Annotated in this window: 14 protein-coding genes; 7 read left to right on the plus strand and 7 right to left on the minus strand. The window is 61.2% G+C overall.

Going from position 1 to position 19,123, the window contains the following annotated elements; translation table 11 throughout:
* Nucleotides 1-14: 14 nt before the first annotated feature.
* Entirely contained in the window at nucleotides 15-662 is a 648-nt protein-coding gene (msrA, locus tag HX821_RS23095) for a peptide-methionine (S)-S-oxide reductase MsrA (RefSeq protein WP_003209436.1), read from the plus strand.
* A 134-nt stretch (nucleotides 663-796) separates the two neighbouring features.
* Here the strand turns inward: msrA and HX821_RS23100 are convergent, their stop codons facing one another.
* Nucleotides 797-1,633 (minus strand): 23S rRNA (adenine(2030)-N(6))-methyltransferase RlmJ, encoded by an 837-nt coding sequence (locus HX821_RS23100; RefSeq protein ID WP_177036451.1) that lies wholly within the window; start codon nucleotides 1,631-1,633, stop codon nucleotides 797-799.
* Nucleotides 1,634-1,807: 174 nt separating this feature from the next.
* Here HX821_RS23100 and HX821_RS23105 point away from each other — a divergent pair, with 174 nt between their 5' ends.
* A complete protein-coding gene (locus HX821_RS23105; protein ID WP_008439168.1) occupies nucleotides 1,808-3,085 on the plus strand; it encodes an O-acetylhomoserine aminocarboxypropyltransferase/cysteine synthase family protein in 1,278 nt (425 codons plus the stop codon).
* Here HX821_RS23105 and HX821_RS23110 read toward each other — a convergent pair.
* On the minus strand, nucleotides 3,071-3,784 hold the full coding sequence (locus HX821_RS23110) for a DUF4123 domain-containing protein (protein WP_177036453.1): 714 nt from the start codon (nucleotides 3,782-3,784) through the stop codon (nucleotides 3,071-3,073). The two genes, HX821_RS23105 and HX821_RS23110, sit on opposite strands and share 15 nt — an antisense overlap.
* Nucleotides 3,781-5,814 (minus strand): type VI secretion system tip protein VgrG, encoded by a 2,034-nt coding sequence (locus tag HX821_RS23115; protein ID WP_177036455.1) that lies wholly within the window; start codon nucleotides 5,812-5,814, stop codon nucleotides 3,781-3,783. Before HX821_RS23115 ends, HX821_RS23110 begins: the two co-directional genes overlap by 4 nt.
* Before the next feature lie 188 nt (nucleotides 5,815-6,002).
* Here HX821_RS23115 and HX821_RS23120 point away from each other — a divergent pair, with 188 nt between their 5' ends.
* Nucleotides 6,003-6,497 carry a DUF2165 family protein gene (locus HX821_RS23120; protein ID WP_008439179.1) on the plus strand — a complete coding sequence of 165 codons (495 nt, stop codon included), beginning with the start codon at nucleotides 6,003-6,005 and terminating at the stop codon, nucleotides 6,495-6,497.
* A 268-nt stretch (nucleotides 6,498-6,765) separates the two neighbouring features.
* Here HX821_RS23120 and putP read toward each other — a convergent pair whose 3' ends face one another.
* Complete coding sequence (gene putP / locus HX821_RS23125; protein ID WP_003209422.1) at nucleotides 6,766-8,250, minus strand: sodium/proline symporter PutP; 1,485 nt, start codon at nucleotides 8,248-8,250, stop codon at nucleotides 6,766-6,768.
* 138 nt (nucleotides 8,251-8,388) lie between these two features.
* A complete protein-coding gene (locus tag HX821_RS23130; protein ID WP_177036456.1) occupies nucleotides 8,389-8,679 on the minus strand; it encodes a hypothetical protein in 291 nt (96 codons plus the stop codon).
* 29 nt (nucleotides 8,680-8,708) lie between these two features.
* Here HX821_RS23130 and putA point away from each other — a divergent pair, with 29 nt between their 5' ends.
* Both putA and HX821_RS23140 read left to right on the plus strand, forming a co-directional pair.
* Nucleotides 8,709-12,662 carry a trifunctional transcriptional regulator/proline dehydrogenase/L-glutamate gamma-semialdehyde dehydrogenase gene (putA, locus tag HX821_RS23135; RefSeq protein ID WP_177036458.1) on the plus strand — a complete coding sequence of 1,318 codons (3,954 nt, stop codon included), beginning with the start codon at nucleotides 8,709-8,711 and terminating at the stop codon, nucleotides 12,660-12,662.
* A 229-nt stretch (nucleotides 12,663-12,891) separates the two neighbouring features.
* Entirely contained in the window at nucleotides 12,892-14,694 is a 1,803-nt protein-coding gene (locus tag HX821_RS23140; RefSeq protein WP_177008300.1) for an acyl-CoA dehydrogenase, read from the plus strand.
* Here HX821_RS23140 and HX821_RS23145 read toward each other — a convergent pair.
* Both HX821_RS23145 and HX821_RS23150 read right to left on the minus strand, forming a co-directional pair.
* Complete coding sequence (locus HX821_RS23145; protein ID WP_003209415.1) at nucleotides 14,691-14,984, minus strand: cell division protein ZapA; 294 nt, start codon at nucleotides 14,982-14,984, stop codon at nucleotides 14,691-14,693. The genes HX821_RS23140 and HX821_RS23145 overlap by 4 nt on opposite strands.
* Entirely contained in the window at nucleotides 14,981-15,211 is a 231-nt protein-coding gene (locus HX821_RS23150; RefSeq protein ID WP_010169256.1) for a hypothetical protein, read from the minus strand. The genes HX821_RS23145 and HX821_RS23150 overlap by 4 nt, the downstream gene beginning before the upstream one ends.
* Before the next feature lie 277 nt (nucleotides 15,212-15,488).
* Here HX821_RS23150 and HX821_RS23155 point away from each other — a divergent pair, with 277 nt between their 5' ends.
* A complete protein-coding gene (locus tag HX821_RS23155) occupies nucleotides 15,489-17,114 on the plus strand; it encodes a methyl-accepting chemotaxis protein (RefSeq protein ID WP_177036460.1) in 1,626 nt (541 codons plus the stop codon).
* A 234-nt stretch (nucleotides 17,115-17,348) separates the two neighbouring features.
* The gene (locus HX821_RS23160) at nucleotides 17,349-19,091 is read left to right on the plus strand and encodes a potassium/proton antiporter (protein WP_003209410.1); all 1,743 of its coding nucleotides are present in this window, start codon (nucleotides 17,349-17,351) and stop codon (nucleotides 19,089-19,091) included.
* Nucleotides 19,092-19,123: the final 32 nt, after the last annotated feature.

Consider the following 19,123-nt stretch of genomic DNA (forward strand, 5'->3'; position numbering starts at 1 on the left):
TGAGAGGACTGATCATGGTCTTGCGCTCGGAAATCCTGGTGAATAAAAACGTGCTTCCCACTCAAGAACAAGCTTTGCCTGGCCGTGAAACCCCGATGTCGCTGCCCGAGACGCACTTCGTCAACGGCAACCCCCTACTGGGCCCCTTTGTCGACAACGTAGAGTTTGCGATCTTCGGCCTGGGTTGCTTCTGGGGTGCAGAGCGTCGTTTCTGGCAGCGCGACGGTGTGGTCAGTACGGTGGTGGGCTATGCCGGCGGCTACACGCCGAACCCGACGTATGAAGAAGTCTGCTCGGGCCTGACCGGCCACAGCGAAGTGGTGTTGGTGGTGTTTGACCAGGACAAGATCAGCTACGAAGAGCTGCTGAAAATGTTCTGGGAACTGCACAACCCGACCCAGGGCATGCGCCAGGGCAATGACATCGGCAGCCAGTATCGTTCGGTGATCTACGCGGTCAAGCCGGAGCACCTGGAGGCGGCGAAGGCCAGCGCAGAGGCTTATCAGGCGGAATTGACCAAGGCGGGCCTGGGCACCATCACCACCGAAATCGAAGAAGCGCCGACGGTGTATTTCGCCGAGGCGTACCACCAGCAGTACCTGGCGAAGAATCCGCAGGGTTACTGCGGAATCGGCGGCACCGGCGTGACCTGCCCGATCTAAGAGCGACACCGATAAAAATGTGGGAGCGGGCTTGCTCGCGAAAGCGGAGTGTCAGTCACTGAATGTGTTTCTGATACACCGCATTCGCGAGCAAGCCCGCTCCCACATTGGGTCTTCAATACCTTGCGATTGTCTTACTCGGCGATAAGCCAATCCATCTGCCAGCCACCCTGGGTTTGCCCAAGCTGCTTGGACAACCACGGCAGCAGCTCACGCAACTCCTCCTCCAGCCCCCACGGCGGATTGGCAATCGCCAGACCCGAACCGGTCAGGGTGTTGGGCGTGTCCAGCGGATGCACCAGCAATTCCACCCGCAGCAACTTCGGCGCACCTGTACCGGCCAGGTCCTGGTAGAAGCGGCGCAGCATGCGCTGGTCCTTCACCGGGTACCAGATCGCAGCCACTGTCTGGCGCATCCGGCTCACGGCTTCCTTGAGGGACGCGGCGCAGCGCTGCATCTCGTCGAGCTTCTCGAACGGCGGGTCTATCAACATCAACGCACGCTTTTCCGGCACCGGCAGCAATGCCCGTGGCACGTGCCAACCTTCGCCAAGGTGGACTTTCACCCGACGATCACCCTTCATGTTGTCCTTGAGCAGCAGGCCATCTTCCGGGTGCTTTTCGTTGAGCAGCACGCGGTCCTGAGGACGAGTCAGGCGTCGCGCCAGCTCCGGCGAACCCGGGTAGTAGCGCAATTCGCCATCCGGGTTCATCTCGTGCAGCACACGCATGTAATCGGCGGTCAGCGGCGGCAGGTCGGCCTGGCCCCACAGGCGGGCGATGCCTTCCAGGTGTTCACCGGTACGGTTCGCCTGGTCGCCCTGCAGGTCGTACAGACCAATGCCGGCGTGGGTGTCGAGATAGGCAAACGGCTGCTCCTTGCGCGACATCAGGGCGATGAGGCGGGTCAAGGTCAGGTGTTTGAAGACATCGGCGTGGTTGCCGGCGTGATAGGCGTGACGATAATTCATGGTTGCTCCTGCGCAGGGGGCGAAGTTTACCTTTTACGCAGGCAAAGGTGCAGGGCTGCGCGTCAGGTGGCGCTTATGCCGCAAACACAGGGGCGCTGCCGAAAATAGTCTAATTGGCGGTGCGAAAGCGGATTTATTGTGGCGAGCAATTATCCATGGAGGTCATAACAACTCATGAAAGACGCCACCATCGCTTTGCACCATGGCTTCAAGTCGGACCCGACTACCAAGGCCGTCGCCGTGCCGATCTACCAGAACGTCGCTTTCGAATTCGATAACGCCCAGCACGGCGCCGACCTGTTCAACCTCGACGTGCCCGGCAATATCTACACGCGCATCATGAACCCCACCAACGACGTGCTGGAGCAACGCATCGCAGCACTCGAAGGCGGCATCGCGGCCCTGGCGGTGTCGGCCGGCAGCGCGGCGATCCACTACGCGATCCAGACCCTGACCCGTGCCGGTGACAACATCGTCACCACCCCGCAGCTGTACGGTGGCACCTACACCCTGTTCGCCCACTTGCTGCCGAGCTTCGGCGTTGACGTGCGCTTCGCCCGTGACGACTGCGCCGAAGCCATCGCCGAGCTGATCGATGACAACACCAAACTGGTGTACTGCGAGAGCATCGGCAACCCGGCAGGCAATATCATCGATATCGAAGCCCTGGCCAACGTCGCCCACGCCCGTGGCGTGCCGCTGATGGTGGACAACACCGTGGCCACGCCAATCCTGTGCAAGCCGATCCAGTTCGGCGCGGACATCGTCGTGCATTCGGTGACCAAATACGTGGGCGGCCACGGCAACTCGCTGGGTGGCGTGATCGTCGACAGCGGCACCTTTCCCTGGACCCAGTACCCGGAGAAATTCCCCGGCCTCAACCAGCCGGAGCCGGCCTATCACGGTGTGGTCTACACCGAAAAATTCGGCCCGGCGGCGTTCATTGCCCGCGCCCGTACCGTGCCGCTGCGCAACACCGGCGCGGCCCTGGCGCCGATGAATGCATTCCTGCTGCTGCAAGGCCTGGAAACCCTGGCCCTGCGCATGGAGCGCCACACCGAAAACGCCTTGAAGATTGCCCACTTCCTGCAAGACCACGCACTGGTGGAGTGGGTCAGCTACGCCGGCCTGCCGGATCACCCCCACCATCACCTGGCGCAGAAATACATGCAGGGCAAACCGTCGGCGATTCTGTCCTTCGGCCTGAAGGGTGGTTATGAGGCAGGCGTGCGTTTCTACGATTCGCTGCAGATCTTCAAGCGCCTGGTGAACATTGGCGATGCCAAGTCCCTGGCCTGCCACCCGGCGTCCACCACCCATCGCCAGATGAATGAACAGGAGCAGGCGAAGGCCGGGGTGAAGCCGGAGATGATTCGCCTGTCGGTGGGCATCGAGGCCATTGAAGACCTGATCGAGGACCTGCAGCAGTCGCTGGCCTCAACCCAGCTCTGAGGCCAGCCAGGCGGCCAGCGCCTGATGGCTGACATCCGGCCGGCGCACGAAGTAGGCGACCTTGTGCTTCAAGGTCGCCGGCACAAAGGCGCTGTACAGGTCCGGGCGCTGTTCTTCCAGCCACTGCAACAGGTTGTCCACCTGCGTAACGCTCGATTGCTCACCCAGGTGCTGGAGAACATGCGGCGGCACTTGCCACCATGGGCCGGGCTTTGCCGCTCCCGCTGCCGTAACCGCTACCTCATGCTGGCGACCATTGATCCAGTAGCGACTGAACACCGGGAGCAACTCCTTTGCCTGTGGCCCCAGCGCCTGCAACACAGGCAGGACATAAGCACCGTCCCAGAAGCGAAAGAAAACCGCCGGCCCTTCCGGCAACAGTACCTTGGTCAGGCTGCGCAGATGCTCGACGACGGTGTGCAAGGAACAGGACGACACCGCCAGCCAACCCCAGTCGATACCTTCGCATTCGGCGGCCCATTTCAGAAAAGCGCTGTCCACGGCGACCACCGCGACGTAGGGCATGACCTCCTCCCACGCTGCATACTCGCTGCCCGCCCAGATGGGGCTAAATGCACGTCCGTCGGTACGCCGCCACGCATCGAGCGGCTTGCAGTCGCTGGCATTGCCCATCACCGCAAACAACTGCTCGCCCGCCTGCAACGGCGCAGCCTCAAGCCACTGCCCGGGAGAAATCATGGCGCACCACCGGGCAGTGATGTATTGCGATGCAGGGGCGTATTGCACACGCCATTCCTGCAGCGCTCGCACTCTTCGCAAAAGGGTGCGCTGCGCTTCAGGCTTAACACCTGGACGGCACTCAACGGTGCAGGTATTACCGCCAGCAACTTTTCCTGCAGCCCCGGCGTCAGCGGCGCTCCCGCCGGTGCCGGGGCGCCGCCAAGCTGGATTTGCGTGCTGCTGAAAATCCCGCCCGCCGAAACGTTGATCCACTGCCCACCGGCCTGGAGGGTCACGCTGGCACCCGCATCAATAACGACGTTTTGCCCGGCACCGATGTGAATGGTCAACCCGGCACGTACCTGCTGGGAGCCCGCGACCATCAGGTGATCGTCCTGCTTGAGTTCGGTCAGGCGGTTGCCGTGGGTGGTGCGCTGTTCTTCGCCCTGAAGCTCGTGACGATCAAGGCCTTTGACGATCACGTCGCGCTGGTTGTCGACCTGCACGTGCTGGTCGTGCAGTACATGCTGGGTCCAGTTGCGCTGGGCGCGCAGGTAGATTTCCTCGGCACCCTTGCGGTCCTCGATGCGCAGCTCGTTGTAGCCACCGCCGCCGGGGCTGGTCTGGCTACGGAAGATGCTGCGGGTCTTGTCGGCTGGCAGGTCCAGCGGCACCGGCGTGGCGGCATTGGCCAGGCAACCGACCACCAGCGGCGTGTCGGCGTCGCCGTCGACGAAACCCACCAGCACCTCCATGCCTACCCGCGGGATCAACACCGAGCCGTAGTGCTCATGGGCCCAGCCACTGGCCACCCGCAGCCAGCAACTGGAATGTTCGTCGTGCTCCCCGGCGCGATCCCAGGCCATCTGCACCTTGACCCGGCCATACTCGTCACAATGGATCTCGCTGCCTGCCGGCCCTGTAACCACGGCGTTTTGATAGCCAGACACCGGCGGTCGCGATACCAGCAGCGGTGTTCGAAACGGCACCTCCCATGGCGTTACGACAAAGTGATTGCTGTAGCCCTGAGCCGATTCATCACCTGAGGCGTCGATGGTCGACTCCTCCAGCACCTGAGGCTGGCGCCCGGCATGCGTCACCTGGGTGACCAGCCACAAATCATTCCATTCCTGGCGAGGATGCCCTTCCATCCTCAGGAACTGCCCGCTGACCAGGGACGGCTGGTCGCTATGGCCACTGGCCTGGCGAAAGTCACCGCGATGGCGCTCCAACCTACGTTGCGCCAGGTATTTACCATGAGCGCGATCCGTAAAACTCCCGGGATAACACTGTTCCTCCAGCATGGGACGCTGGCCGCCGGACACCGTGCTTTCCAAGCTCAGGCGTGGCTTTCTGAAGTCGTAGTCCCGCAGATTCACATCGGTGGTACGGGTCTTCAACCGCAGGGTAAAACGCTTGATCACCGGCGTGTCGGCAACCATCCCCGAACCCGCCGCGTATTGAGTGGCTTGCTCAGGCTGGGCGAACACGCTCTGGTCATCGCCGAACACCAAAAGGTGGCGCTCGGGGTGGTGCTGGAAGTGGTAGTGAATACCCGACTCGGCGCACAAGCGCTGGATGAACGCCAGATCGGTTTCGCCAAACTGAACGCAGTACTCACGCTCGGGGTACACCCCGCTCAGTTGAAACGAGAAGGCATCCGCCTGGATACCCTGCCCTTCCAGCACCAGTGCAATGATCTGCGGCACCGTCCGGTTCTGGAAAATCCGCTGGTGAGCGCTGTGCTCAAGATAAGCCAACTGCGGAACCAGCGTGATCTGATAACGCGTCAGGCGCTTGCCCGAGTCGCCTTGTGCCACCCGATAAACCTGGCCATGAATACCATGGCCATGCGCATCAAACCCCAGGAACGCCTGGCGATGCATCAAGCTTTCCAAGTCAAGGTCGGGTTGCTCGCTGACCAGTTCAAGGTCAAAACGATAGGGCAGGCTGATGAACTCATCGCCCGTGAACTCACGTACCTTGAGAACACTTGGCACACCGTCGAGGGTCAGGCTAAAGGCACTTTGATTGGCAGGAGCGAACATCCGGTGTTTCTCTGCGAGTAGTGGGTGGCCGATTCTGCACCAGCTGTATGCCGAGCTGAGTGCGCTGCAGGCAAATCAGTAAAACCCTACATCGCAGGCGCTTTAATCTTCATGTATCAGGCATCGAAGCCCTACCACCAGCGTGGTAGCTTATTCGTCCCCCGTCGCCCCATGACAATGGAAAAAACATGGCCACCCGCTACGCAAAAATCGTCCTGACCCTTGCCCTGGCAGCCTTCGCCACACTCGTGGCCTTCAGCAACATCACCGACTACGGCTCCAACTTTGCCTTCGTCAAACATGTGCTGAGCATGGACACCACCTTCCCCGGCAACGCCGCGATGTATCGCGCCATCACCACCCCATGGCTGTGGCACGGTGCATATTGGCTGATCATCGCCGGTGAAGCCCTGACGGCCGTGCTGCTGGCGCGTGGAGCACTGGCCTTGTGGCGGGCTCGTCGTGCCACAGGTATCGACTTCAATCGCGCCAAGAAAAGCGCAATCGTCGGGCTGACCCTGGGTTTCGTGGTGTGGTTCTTCGGCTTTATGGTGATCGGCGGCGAGTGGTTCCTGATGTGGCAATCCCATCAGTGGAACGGCCAGGAAGCGGCGTTCAAGTTCTATATGGCGATCCTGGGTGTGCTGATTTTTCTCAACCAGCCGGACACTGACCACGACTGAAAAACCACGAATTCAAAATCGGTGGATGCCCTTTCGCAAACTACTGTCAGATAGCTGACGGTAGTTTGTAGCCCTTTTCCCAAAGTATAAAAACCGCCTCACATTCAACGCTCACAGCCACCAGGCGAGCCCTTAAATTGGCCGTTTACTTCAGTGATCATCTGAATCTGTGAAAACAACACTGCGAGATCTGGAAGGCAAAAAAACGGCCCGTCATCCAAAAGATGCGGGCCGTTTTCACTTCAGCGGGCATTCAAGCCCCCGCCGATTACTTGTTGAGGTTGTAATCCGCCTCGGCTGCGTCAAACCGCTGAAGCATGCCAGCCGTCGGAGCGCCCAGCTTGCTCACGAAGTAGATCGCCAGGCTGGCGAAGATGAAGCCCGGGATGATTTCGTACAGGCCAAACAGGCTGAAGTGCTTCCACACGATCACGGTGATCGCACCCACCAGGATGCCGGCCAATGCGCCATTACGCGTCATGCCTTTCCACAGTACGGAGATCAGTACCACAGGACCGAACGCAGCACCGAAACCGGCCCAGGCGTAACTCACCAGGCCCAGTACGCGGTTTTCCGGGTTGGCGGCCATGGCGATGGCAATCAGCGCCACCAACAGCACCATGGCGCGACCGACCCATACCAGCTCGACCTGGGAGGCGTTTTTACGCAGGAAGGTTTTGTAGAAGTCTTCGGTGAGGGCACTGGAGCACACCAGCAACTGGCAGCTCAGGGTGCTCATTACCGCCGCCAGGATGGCCGACAGCAGCACACCGGCAATCCATGGGTTGAAGAGCAGCTTGGCCAGCTCGATGAACACACGCTCGTGGTTCTCGGTCACGGGACCGGCGACTTCCGGGTGCGCCGAGAAGTAGGCGATACCGAAGAAGCCCACCGCCACGGTGCCGCCCAGGCACAGGATCATCCAGGTCATGGAGATGCGACGTGCGTTGGCAATAGATTTCACCGAATCCGCCGCCATGAAACGCGCGAGGATGTGCGGCTGGCCGAAGTAACCCAGGCCCCAGCCCATCAGCGAAATGATGCCGATGAAGGTGGTGTTTTTCAGCATGTTGAAGTTGTCAGGGTTCTGCGCTTCGATCGCCAGGAAGGTGGTGTCGACGCCACCGGTGGCCAGCAGCACGATGATCGGGGTCAACAACAAGGCGAAGATCATCAGCGTGGCTTGCACTGTGTCGGTCCAGCTCACGGCCAGGAAACCACCGACGAAGGTGTAGGCAATGGTCGCGGCAGCACCGGCCCACAGCGCGGTCTCGTAGGACATGCCGAAGGTGCTTTCAAACAGACGGGCGCCAGCCACGATGCCGGAAGCGCAGTAGATGGTGAAGAACACCAGGATCACCACCGCAGAGATGATTCGCAGCAGGCCGCTTTTATCTTCGAAACGGCTGGAGAAGTAATCCGGCAGGGTCAGGGCGTCGCCGTTGTGCTCGGTCTGCACCCGCAGGCGGCCGGCTACAAACAGCCAGTTCAGGTAGGCACCGACGATCAGGCCGATGGCGATCCAGCTTTCCGACAGGCCAGACATGTAGATCGCGCCGGGCAAGCCCATCAGCAACCAGCCGCTCATGTCCGAGGCACCGGCCGAAAGCGCGGTAACCACGCTGCCGAGGCTGCGACCGCCGAGGATGTAGTCGGAAAGGTTGTTGGTGGAGCGATAGGCCATAAAGCCGATCAGCACCATGGCAGCGATATAGATCACAAATGTGATCAGGGTAGGATTACTTACGCTCATTGAGTTACGCCCTGGCTTTGTTTTTATGTAGCGGCGGTCTGTCCGGACGGCCATCCACTTTGCTAGTGGATAGACGAAGCCTGGCGCCGCGCATTTATGACTGACGTTTCCCCAGGAAAGCCATCAGCCGATGAACCGTCAGTAAGAGGTTGCACCTTGGGCGCGAATGCTATTCAACAAAGCAAATAAGGTGCAACCAGTTTCTTGAGAATAAGTTGCACCTCGATGTTTTTTGTGGAAAACACCGTGTTTTTGCTCCTTTTCGGAGCAAGAGCAGCCAAAGTCAGAAGCAAATGCACCAAGGCGCAGCCGATTCGGCTGCAACGATAATTTTTCCCGATCAGCATCAAAAATTTCATGGATAAAAAGGGTTGCACCCGGTTGCACCTCTCTCGGCGCAAAGCTAATCTTGCCGCCAGCTGATGCCACGCAGTAGTGGCACCCATGAGGATAAAAAGATGGCTACGACCACCCTTGGGGTCAAACTTGACGACCCGACCCGCGAGCGCCTGAAGGCGGCCGCGACCTCCATTGATCGCACGCCGCACTGGCTGATCAAGCAGGCGATTTTCAATTACCTGGAGAAACTCGAGGGTGGTGCAACCCTGGCCGAGCTCAACGGCCTGGGCAGCAAGGACGCGGAAGAAGCCGGCGAGGTCCAGACCGACCACGCCCACCAGTGCTTCCTGGAATTTGCCGAAAGCATCCTGCCGCAATCCGTACTGCGCGCCTCGATCACCGCCGCCTACCGTCGCCCGGAGCCGGAAGTGGTGCCGATGCTGATCGAGCAGGCTCGCTTGCCCGCGGCAATGGCCGAGGCCACAAACAAGCTCGCCTCTTCGATCGCCGAGAAACTGCGCAATCAGAAAAGCGCCGGCGGCCGTGCAGGCATCGTCCAGGGCCTGCTGCAAGAATTTTCCCTGTCGTCCCAGGAAGGCGTAGCGCTGATGTGCCTCGCCGAAGCGCTGCTGCGCATCCCGGACAAGGGCACCCGCGACGCACTGATCCGCGACAAGATCAGCACCGGCAACTGGCACCCGCACCTGGGCAACAGCCCGTCGCTGTTCGTCAACGCCGCCACCTGGGGCCTGTTGCTGACCGGCAAACTGGTCGCGACCCACAACGAAGCCGGCCTGACCTCATCCCTGAGCCGCATCATCGGCAAGAGCGGCGAGCCGATGATCCGCAAGGGCGTCGACATGGCCATGCGCCTGATGGGCGAGCAGTTCGTCACCGGTGAAACCATCGCCGAAGCCCTGGCCAATGCGAGCAAGTTCGAAGCCAAGGGCTTCCGCTATTCCTACGACATGCTCGGTGAAGCCGCACTCACCGAACACGACGCCCAGAAGTACCTGGCCTCGTACGAACAAGCCATCCACTCGATCGGCAAGGCGTCCCACGGTCGCGGGATTTATGAAGGCCCGGGCATTTCCATCAAGCTCTCGGCCCTGCACCCGCGTTACAGCCGTGCGCAGTACGAGCGCGTGATGGACGAGTTGTACCCGCGCCTGCTGTCGCTGACCCTGCTGGCCAAGCAATACGACATCGGTTTGAACATCGACGCCGAAGAAGCCGATCGCCTGGAGCTGTCCCTCGACCTGCTGGAACGCCTGTGCTTCGAGCCGCAACTGACGGGCTGGAACGGTATCGGTTTTGTGATCCAGGCTTACCAGAAGCGTTGCCCGTACGTGATCGACTACGTGATCGACCTGGCACGCCGCAGCCGCCACCGTCTGATGATCCGCCTGGTAAAAGGCGCGTACTGGGACAGCGAAATCAAGCGCGCCCAGGTCGAAGGCCTGGAAGGCTATCCGGTGTACACCCGCAAGGTGTACACCGACGTCTCCTACATTGCCTGTGCACGCAAACTGCTTTCGGTACCGGAAGTTATCTACCCGCAGTTCGCCACCCACAACGCTCACACCTTGTCGGCGATTTACCATATTGCCGGTCAGAACTATTACCCCGGCCAGTACGAGTTCCAATGCCTGCACGGCATGGGCGAGCCTCTGTACGAGCAGGTTGTAGGCAAGGTCTCCGAAGGCAAGCTGAACCGTCCGTGCCGCGTGTACGCACCCGTCGGCACCCACGAAACACTGCTGGCTTACCTGGTGCGTCGCTTGCTGGAAAACGGCGCCAACACCTCGTTCGTCAACCGTATTGCCGACCAATCCATCTCGATCCAGGAGCTGGTGGCCGATCCAGTGGCCAGCATCGAGCAGATGGCGACGCTGGAAGGCGGCTTCGGCCTGCCGCACCCGCGTATCCCGCTGCCCCGCGACCTGTATGGTGCCGAGCGCGCCAACTCCGCCGGTATCGACCTGGCCAACGAACACCGCCTGGCGTCGCTGTCCTGCGCCTTGCTGGCTACCGCGCATAACAACTGGAAAGCCGCGCCGATGCTCGGTTGCGCTTCCAGCAATGAAGCGGCTGCACCAGTGTTGAACCCGTCGGATCTGCGTGACGTGGTTGGCCACGTACAGGAAGCAACTGTCGAAGACGTCGACAACGCCATCCAGTGCGCCCTGAACGCTGCGCCAATCTGGCAGGCCACCCCGCCCGCCGAACGCGCCGCGATCCTGGAACGTGCCGCCGACCTGATGGAAGGCGAGATCCAGCCGCTGATGGGCCTGCTGGCCCGCGAAGCAGGCAAGACCTTCGCCAACGCCATCGCCGAAGTGCGTGAAGCCGTGGACTTCCTGCGTTACTACGCGGTGCAGGCTCGCAACGATTTCACCAACGACGCTCACCGCCCGCTGGGTCCGGTGGTGTGCATCAGCCCGTGGAACTTCCCGCTGGCGATCTTCAGTGGGCAGGTCGCCGCTGCACTGGCCGCCGGCAACCCGGTACTGGCCAAGCCTGCCGAGCAAACACCGCTGGTGGCCGCACAAGCCGTGCGCCTGCTGCTGGAAGCCGGGATTCCGGAAGGCGTGCTGCAACTGCTGCCGGGCCAGGGCGAAACCGTCGGTGCGCGCCTGGTGGGTGATGATCGCGTCAAGGGCGTGATGTTCACCGGTTCCACCGAGGTTGCGCGCTTGCTGCAACGCAGTGTCGCCGGCCGTCTGGATGCACAGGGTCGTCCGATTCCGCTGATCGCCGAAACCGGTGGCCAGAACGCAATGATCGTCGACTCCTCGGCACTCACCGAACAAGTGGTGATCGACGTAGTGTCGTCGGCCTTCGACAGTGCCGGCCAACGTTGCTCGGCCCTGCGCGTACTGTGCTTGCAGGAAGATTCCGCTGACCGCGTCATCGAAATGCTGAAAGGTGCCATGGCTGAATGCCGCCTCGGCAACCCGGAGCGCCTGTCGGTGGATATCGGCCCGGTGATCGACGCCGAAGCCAAGGCTGGCATCGAGAAACATATCCAGGCCATGCGCGACAAAGGCCGCAACGTTTACCAGGTCGCCATTGCCGATAGCGAAGAGATCAAGCGCGGCACCTTCGTGATGCCAACCCTGATCGAACTGGAAAGCTTCGACGAACTGCAACGGGAGATCTTCGGCCCGGTGCTGCACGTGGTGCGCTACAAGCGCAAAGAGATCGACCAGCTTATCGGCCAGATCAATGCCTCCGGCTATGGCCTGACCCTGGGCGTGCACACCCGCATCGACGAGACCATCGCCAAGGTGATCGACAACGTCCATGCCGGTAACGTCTACGTTAACCGCAATATCGTGGGCGCCGTGGTCGGCGTGCAGCCGTTCGGTGGCGAAGGCTTGTCGGGCACTGGCCCGAAAGCTGGCGGCCCGCTGTATCTGTACCGTCTGCTGTCGACCCGTCCTACGGACGCCATCGAGCAATCCTTCGTTCGTGGTGATGCACTGGCCGCACCGGATGTTCGCCTGCGGGATGTCATGAGCAAGCCGCTGACCGCCCTGAAAGCCTGGGCCGACAGCAACAAGCTGAGCGACTTGAGCGCCCTGTGCGTGCAGTTCGCCGCGCAATCCCAAAGCGGTATCACCCGCCAACTGGCCGGCCCGACCGGCGAGCGCAACAGCTATGCCATCCTGCCCCGCGAGCACGTGTTGTGCCTGGCGGAAGTGGAAGGCGACCTGCTGACGCAACTGGCGGCCGTGCTGGCAGTCGGCGGCTCGGCGGTATGGCCGGAAACTGAATTGACCAAGGCCGTGTTCGCACGCTTGCCGAAGGATATTCAGGCGAAGATCACGCGGGTGGCTGACTGGACCAAGGATGAAACCGTGTTTGATGCCGTGCTGCATCACGGTGATTCCGACCAACTGCGCGGGGTTTGCCAGCAAGTGGCCAAGCGTGGCGGGGCGATTGTCGGGGTTCACGGTTTGTCTTCGGGCGAAACCGGGATTGCCCTGGAGCGCCTGGTGATCGAACGGGCGTTGAGCGTCAACACTGCTGCTGCGGGTGGTAACGCCAGCCTGATGACTATCGGCTAACTGACGAAACGCGGTCAAAATGTGGGAGCGGGCTTGCTCGCGAATGCGCAGTGTCAGTCGCCAGATGTACTGACTGATCCACCGCATTCGCGAGCAAGCCCGCTCCCACACTGACCGTGTTTGCAACTCACCGCTGTTGTTTGGCCCCTCCATCACCCAGATCAATCTTGCTATCCAGCCTCTATTTGCGCACTTAGACTCAGGCCCATTCCCACACAGGTAAGCCGCCATGTCCGAGACGCTGCTCAGTTCCCGCAATCTGGCTTTCGAGCTGTACGAAGTCCTCGATGCCGAGGGCCTGACCCAGCGCGAGCGGTTTGCCGAACACAACCGTGAAACCTTCGACGCCGCCATCGGCACCGCCCGCAGCATTGCCGAGAAGTTCTTCGCCCCGCATAACCGCAAGGGCGACGAGAACGAGCCACGCTACGAAAACGGTCAGGCGATTCTGATTCCCGAGGTGAAACCGGCGGTAGATGCCTTCCTCGAAGCCGGTTTTCTCAACGCCGCCCGCAGCTTCGAAGCCGGTGGCATGCAACTGCCCACCCTGCTCTCCCAGGCGTGTTTCGCCCACTTCCAGTCGGCCAACGCCGCATCCACGTCCTACCCGTTCCTGACCATGGGCGCCGCCAACCTGATCGAGAGCTTCGGCACCGAGGAGCAGAAGCAACGCTTCCTGCAACCGATGATCGAAGGCCGCTTCTTTGGCACCATGGCGCTGACCGAGCCCCATGCGGGCTCATCGCTGTCGGATATTCGTACCCGCGCAGAGCCGGCGGCTGATGGCAGCTATCGCCTCAAGGGCAACAAGATCTTCATCTCCGGCGGCGATCACCCGCTGTCGGAAAACATCGTGCACATGGTGCTGGCCAAGCTGCCGGACGCACCTGCCGGGGTGAAGGGCATTTCGCTGTTTATCGTGCCCAAGTTCCTGGTCAACGACGACGGCAGCCTGGGCAAGCGCAACGATGTGCTGCTGGCCGGGCTGTTTCACAAGATGGGCTGGCGTGGCACCACCTCGACCGCGTTGAATTTCGGCGATAACGGCGAGTGCGTCGGCTACCTGGTGGGCCAGCCGCACCAGGGCCTGAGTTGCATGTTCCAGATGATGAACGAAGCGCGGATCGGCGTGGGCATGGGCGCGGTGATGCTGGGTTACGCCGGCTACCTGTACTCCCTGGAATATGCCCGTGAACGTCCCCAAGGCCGCTTGCCCGACAGCAAGGATCCCAACACCGCGCCGGTGTCGATCATCCAGCACGCCGATATCAAACGCATGCTGTTGACCCAAAAAGCCTACGTGGAAGGCGCCTTCGACCTTGGCTTGTACGCCGCACGGTTGTTCGATGACACCACTACTCTGCCCAACGAAGCCGAGCGCAAACAGGCCCACGAACTGCTGGACCTGCTGACGCCGATCGTCAAATCCTGGCCGTCGGAGTTTTGCCTTAAAGCCAACGAACTGGCGATCCAGATCCTCGGCGGCCACGGCTACACCCGCGAATACCCGGTGGAGCAGTACTACCGCGACAACCGTCTGAACCCGATCCATGAAGGCACCCACGGCATTCAGTCGCTGGACTTGCTCGGGCGCAAGCTGGCGCAGAACGGCGGTGCGGGCTTGAAGCAACTGATCCGCCTGATCGCCGAGACCGGCGCACGGGCACAGGAGTATCCGTCGCTGAATGCCTTGCGGGAACCGCTGGAACAACTGGTGGCGCGCCTGCAAGAGGTCACCCTCGGCCTGTTGACGGATCTCGCCCAGGGCAAGGTCAACAGCAGCCTGGCGAATTCGGCGCTGTACCTGAAGGTGTTCGGGCATACGGTGATCGGCTGGCGCTGGCTGGAACAGGCAATTCGCGCCGAGGAAGGGCTGGCCAGGGGCAATGCTGCCGATGTCGCCTTCTATAAGGGCAAGCTCCAGGCCGCCCGGTACTTCCTGACGTGGGAAATACCGGGCTGCCATCATGAACTGGCGATTCTCGAGGCACGCGATGACACGTGCCTGGGGATGCAGGATGAGTGGTTCTAAGGCGTTCCGATTGCCTTGGAAATCACCTCGACCGTGGCGCTGACTTGCTCTTGGTAACGGTCGAGTTCCTGCTGGTGGTGCTTTTGCATTTCGATCTGCTCGGCGCACAGGTTCAGCGCCGCCAGCACCAATAGCTTGTCACCGATCAGCGTCGGGTACTTTTTCTTGGTGGTGGCCAGGGATGCCTTGAGCATCGTCACGGCGCTCATCAGGGTGTTGTCTTCCCCTTCCGGTGCCTTGATCGAGTAATCCTCACCGAGAATCGAAACGACCTTTATCCCTTCATTCATGCGCCGACAGGACCTGCGCTCACACGCTCAACCAACGCCTGGATACGGGCAGCTGTGGCGCCCTGCTTTTCTTCCTGTTCCATCAGGTTCAGCTGCAAGCTGTCGTTTTCATCCTTGGCGCGAGCCAGTTCGGCCTTGAGGGATTCGTTGGTGCCCAGTAGATCCTGGTTCTGCTGTACCAGGTCGCTGACCAGTTGTTCCAATTGGCTGAGGGATGCTTCTAACATTTTGATTTCTCGGGCTTTTTCAAAGGGCGGTGACGATAAAGAAAATTCACCTCGGATGCCAGGGTTATCCCTGGCGCGGGGCCTTGATTTTACAGGGCAGGCCACGCTTTCGAGCCTTAGTGACTGCATTTATGGCATCTGGTTCCTGAATCCCGTCGGCCCGCCCCGATCTGCGACAAAAGCGCGCACCCCCTCAAGACTTTAGTCGTATGACCGATAGGTCATGGACACCCCGCTCAAACCCCGCATGGATCGCGCTTCTCCCCAGGATCACAACATGTCTCTTCGTAATATGAATATCGCGCCGCGGGCCTTTCTCGGCTTCGCGTTGATTGGCGCGCTGATGTTGTTTCTCGGTGTGTTCGCCCTGAACCAGATGAGCAAGATCCGTGCGGCGACGGAAGACATCACCCTTAGCAGCGTGCCGAGCATTCGCGCCCTGGACGAGTTCACTCAACTGACCCTGCGCCTGCGGGTGCTGTCGTATCGCCTGCTGACCAACCGCGAGCCTGACGTCCAGCAAAAGACCCTTGAGTCTTTTGACGTGCGCAATCAGCAGATTCGTACGGCCCAGGCGGTCTACGAGAAGTTGATCGACAGCAGCGAAGAACGTGCTGCCTACGATGAATACGTGCGTCTGCTGGCCCAGTACCATCAGATTGAAGAGCGCATGAAGAGCCTGTCACGGGCCAATCAGGTGGAAGAGCTGCGCACGCTGCTGAATACCGAGCTGCTGAACAACTCGGATCAGGTCAACGCCGTACTGAACCGGCTGCTGGACATCAACAACAAGATGGCGCTGGCCACCAACCAGCAAGCTGCCGACCAGTACGACATGGCGTTTGAGCTGGTGGTGATCCTGCTGATCCTCGCCACGGCGCTGACCATGCTGTTCGCCTGGTTGCTGACCCGCAGCATCACCCTGCCGATCGCCCAGGCCCTGGATGCCGCCGAGGAAATCGCCGAAGGCAACCTGACGCGCCCGATCAAGGTGGAAGGCCACGACGAAGCCGGCCGACTACTGCTGGCAATGGCCAAGATGCAGGACAAATTGAAGGACACCTTGCAGCGCATTTCCGGCTCGGCCACCCAATTGGCCTCCGCCGCGGAAGAGCTGAATGCCGTGACCGACGAAAGCGCCCGTGGCCTGACCCAGCAAAACAACGAAATCGAACAGGCCGCCACGGCGGTGAACGAGATGACCAGCGCGGTTGAAGAAGTGGCCCGCAACGCGGTCAGCACTTCCGAAGCCTCGAAGAACGCCACGTCGTCTGCGGGCGATGGACGTGATTTGGTGCAGGAAACCGTCAGCGCCATTGAACGCATGAGCAGCGACGTGCAAGCCACTGCCACCTTGATCGGCAACCTGGCGGAAGAGTCCCGGGACATCGGCAAGGTGCTGGACGTGATTCGTGGTTTGGCTGACCAGACCAACCTGCTGGCCCTGAACGCCGCGATTGAAGCGGCGCGTGCCGGTGAAGCCGGGCGTGGTTTTGCGGTGGTGGCGGATGAGGTGCGGGCCCTGGCCCACCGCACCCAACAGTCCACCAGCGAAATCGAGCGGATGATCGGCAGCATTCAGGCCGGTACCGAGCATGCAGTGGATTCGATGCGCAACAGCACCGAGCGGGCGGAATCGACGTTGAACATCGCCAAGGGTGCGGGGATGTCGCTGGACACCATCAACACTGCCATCGTTGAAATCAACGAGCGCAACCTGGTGATCGCCAGTGCCGCCGAAGAGCAGGCGCAGGTGGCGCGGGAAGTGGATCGCAACCTGGTGAATATTCGTGACTTGTCGGTGCAGTCGGCAACCGGCGCCAGCCAGACCAGTGCGGCGAGCAGTGAGCTGTCGCGGTTGGCGGTGGATTTGAACGGGATGGTGGGGCGGTTCAGGCTTTAACGGATACCGCAGGGCTAAAAATGTGGGAGCGGGCTTGCTCGCGAATGCGGTGGATCAGCTACGCATAAGGCGACTGACACACCGCTTTCGCGAGCAAGCCCGCTCCCACATTGAATATGCGCCAGCCATTCAAAACCTTTTTGACAGCACAGCAATTCAACAGGTTAGAATCGCTGGCACGCAGACTGCATGGTCAGTTTGCGCCTCGTCTTTCCTGCTCATGGAGTACTGCCTTTGAATGCGACGACCATCAACAGCCTGTTCTTGATCGGCGCGTTGCTGGTAGGTGCGAGCATTCTGGTGAGTTCTCTTTCGTCCCGCCTGGGGATTCCGATCCTGGTAATCATCCTGGCCGTGGGCATGATCGCCGGCGTCGACGGCGGCGGCATCATCTTCGATAACTACCCGACTGCCTACCTCGTGGGCAACCTCGCCCTGGCCGTGATCCTGCTCGACGGCGGACTGCGAACGCGGGTAGCCAGTTTCCGTGTAGCCCTCTGGCCTGCGTTGTCCCTGGCGACGGTCGGGGTGCTGATCACCACCGGCCTCACCGGCATGGCAGCCGCCTGGCTGTTCAACCTCAACATCATTCAAGGCCTGCTGATCGGCGCCATCGTCGGCTCCACGGACGCCGCAGCGGTGTTCTCGCTGCTGGGCGGCAAAGGCCTGAACGAACGGGTCACCGCCAGCCTGGAAATCGAATCCGGCAGCAACGACCCGATGGCGGTGTTCCTCACCGTCACCCTGATCGACATGCTCGCCAGCGGCCAGACCGGCCTGCACTGGAGCCTCCTGGGCCACCTGATCCGCGAGTTCGGCATCGGCGGCATCATCGGCCTGGGCGGCGGCTGGTTGATGCTGCAGATGGTCAACCGGATCAACCTGGCCAACGGCCTGTACCCGATCCTGGTGATTTCCGGCGGCCTTTTCGTGTTCGCCCTGACCAACGCCCTGCACGGCAGCGGCTTCCTCGCCGTTTACCTGTGCGGCCTGGTGATCGGCAACCGCCCGGTGCGCAGCCGGCACGGCATTTTGCATATGCTCGACGGCATGGCCTGGCTGGCACAGATCGGCATGTTCCTGGTGCTGGGCCTGCTGGTCACGCCCCATGATTTGCTGCCCATCGCGCTGCCGGCTCTGGGCCTGGCGCTGTGGATGATTCTCTTCGCACGGCCGCTGTCGGTGATCGTCGGCCTGTTGCCGTTCAAGGCCTTCCATGGCCGAGAGAAAGCCTTTATCGCCTGGGTCGGCCTGCGCGGTGCGGTACCGATCATTCTGGCGGTGTTCCCGCTGATGGCCGGCCTGCCCCACGCGCAGCTGTACTTCAACCTGGCGTTCTTTATCGTGCTGGTGTCGTTGCTGGTGCAGGGCACGAGCCTGCCGTGGGTCGCCAAACTGTTGAAAGTGACGGTACCGCCAGAGCCGGCGCCGATTTCCCGGGCGGCCCTGGAAGTGCACGTCACCAGCGAGTGGGAGCTGTTCGTCTACCGCCTGGGCGCCGAGAAATGGTGCATCGGCGCCGCCCTGCGGGAGCTGAAAATGCCCGAAGGCACGCGGATCGCCGCGCTGTTTCGTGGCCAGCAACTGCTCCATCCGTCGGGTAGTACAGTGCTCGAAGTCGACGATCTGCTGTGCGTAATCGGCCATGAACACAACTTGCCGGCCCTCGGCAAACTGTTCAGCCAGGCACCACAACGGGGCCTCGACCTGCGCTTCTTCGGTGACTTCGTCCTGGAAGGCGACGCCCAGCTGGGCGCGGTTTCGGCCCTGTACGGGCTCAAGCTCGAGGGCATCGACCCGGACATGCCACTGAGTCGTTTCATCACCCAGAAAGTCGGCGGTGCGCCGGTCGTCGGCGACCAGGTGGAATGGAACAACACCATTTGGACCGTCGCGGTCATGGACGGGAACAAGATCGGCAAAGTCGGCGTCAGATTCCCCGAAGGAAGTCGCCCGGGCCCCGGACTCTTCCTCTAAACTGCGGGGCGACGGCGCGCCAGTCGATGTCG

Source organism: Pseudomonas sp. B6001 (assembly GCF_013386015.1).
In the GTDB taxonomy this organism is placed as follows: domain Bacteria; phylum Pseudomonadota; class Gammaproteobacteria; order Pseudomonadales; family Pseudomonadaceae; genus Aquipseudomonas.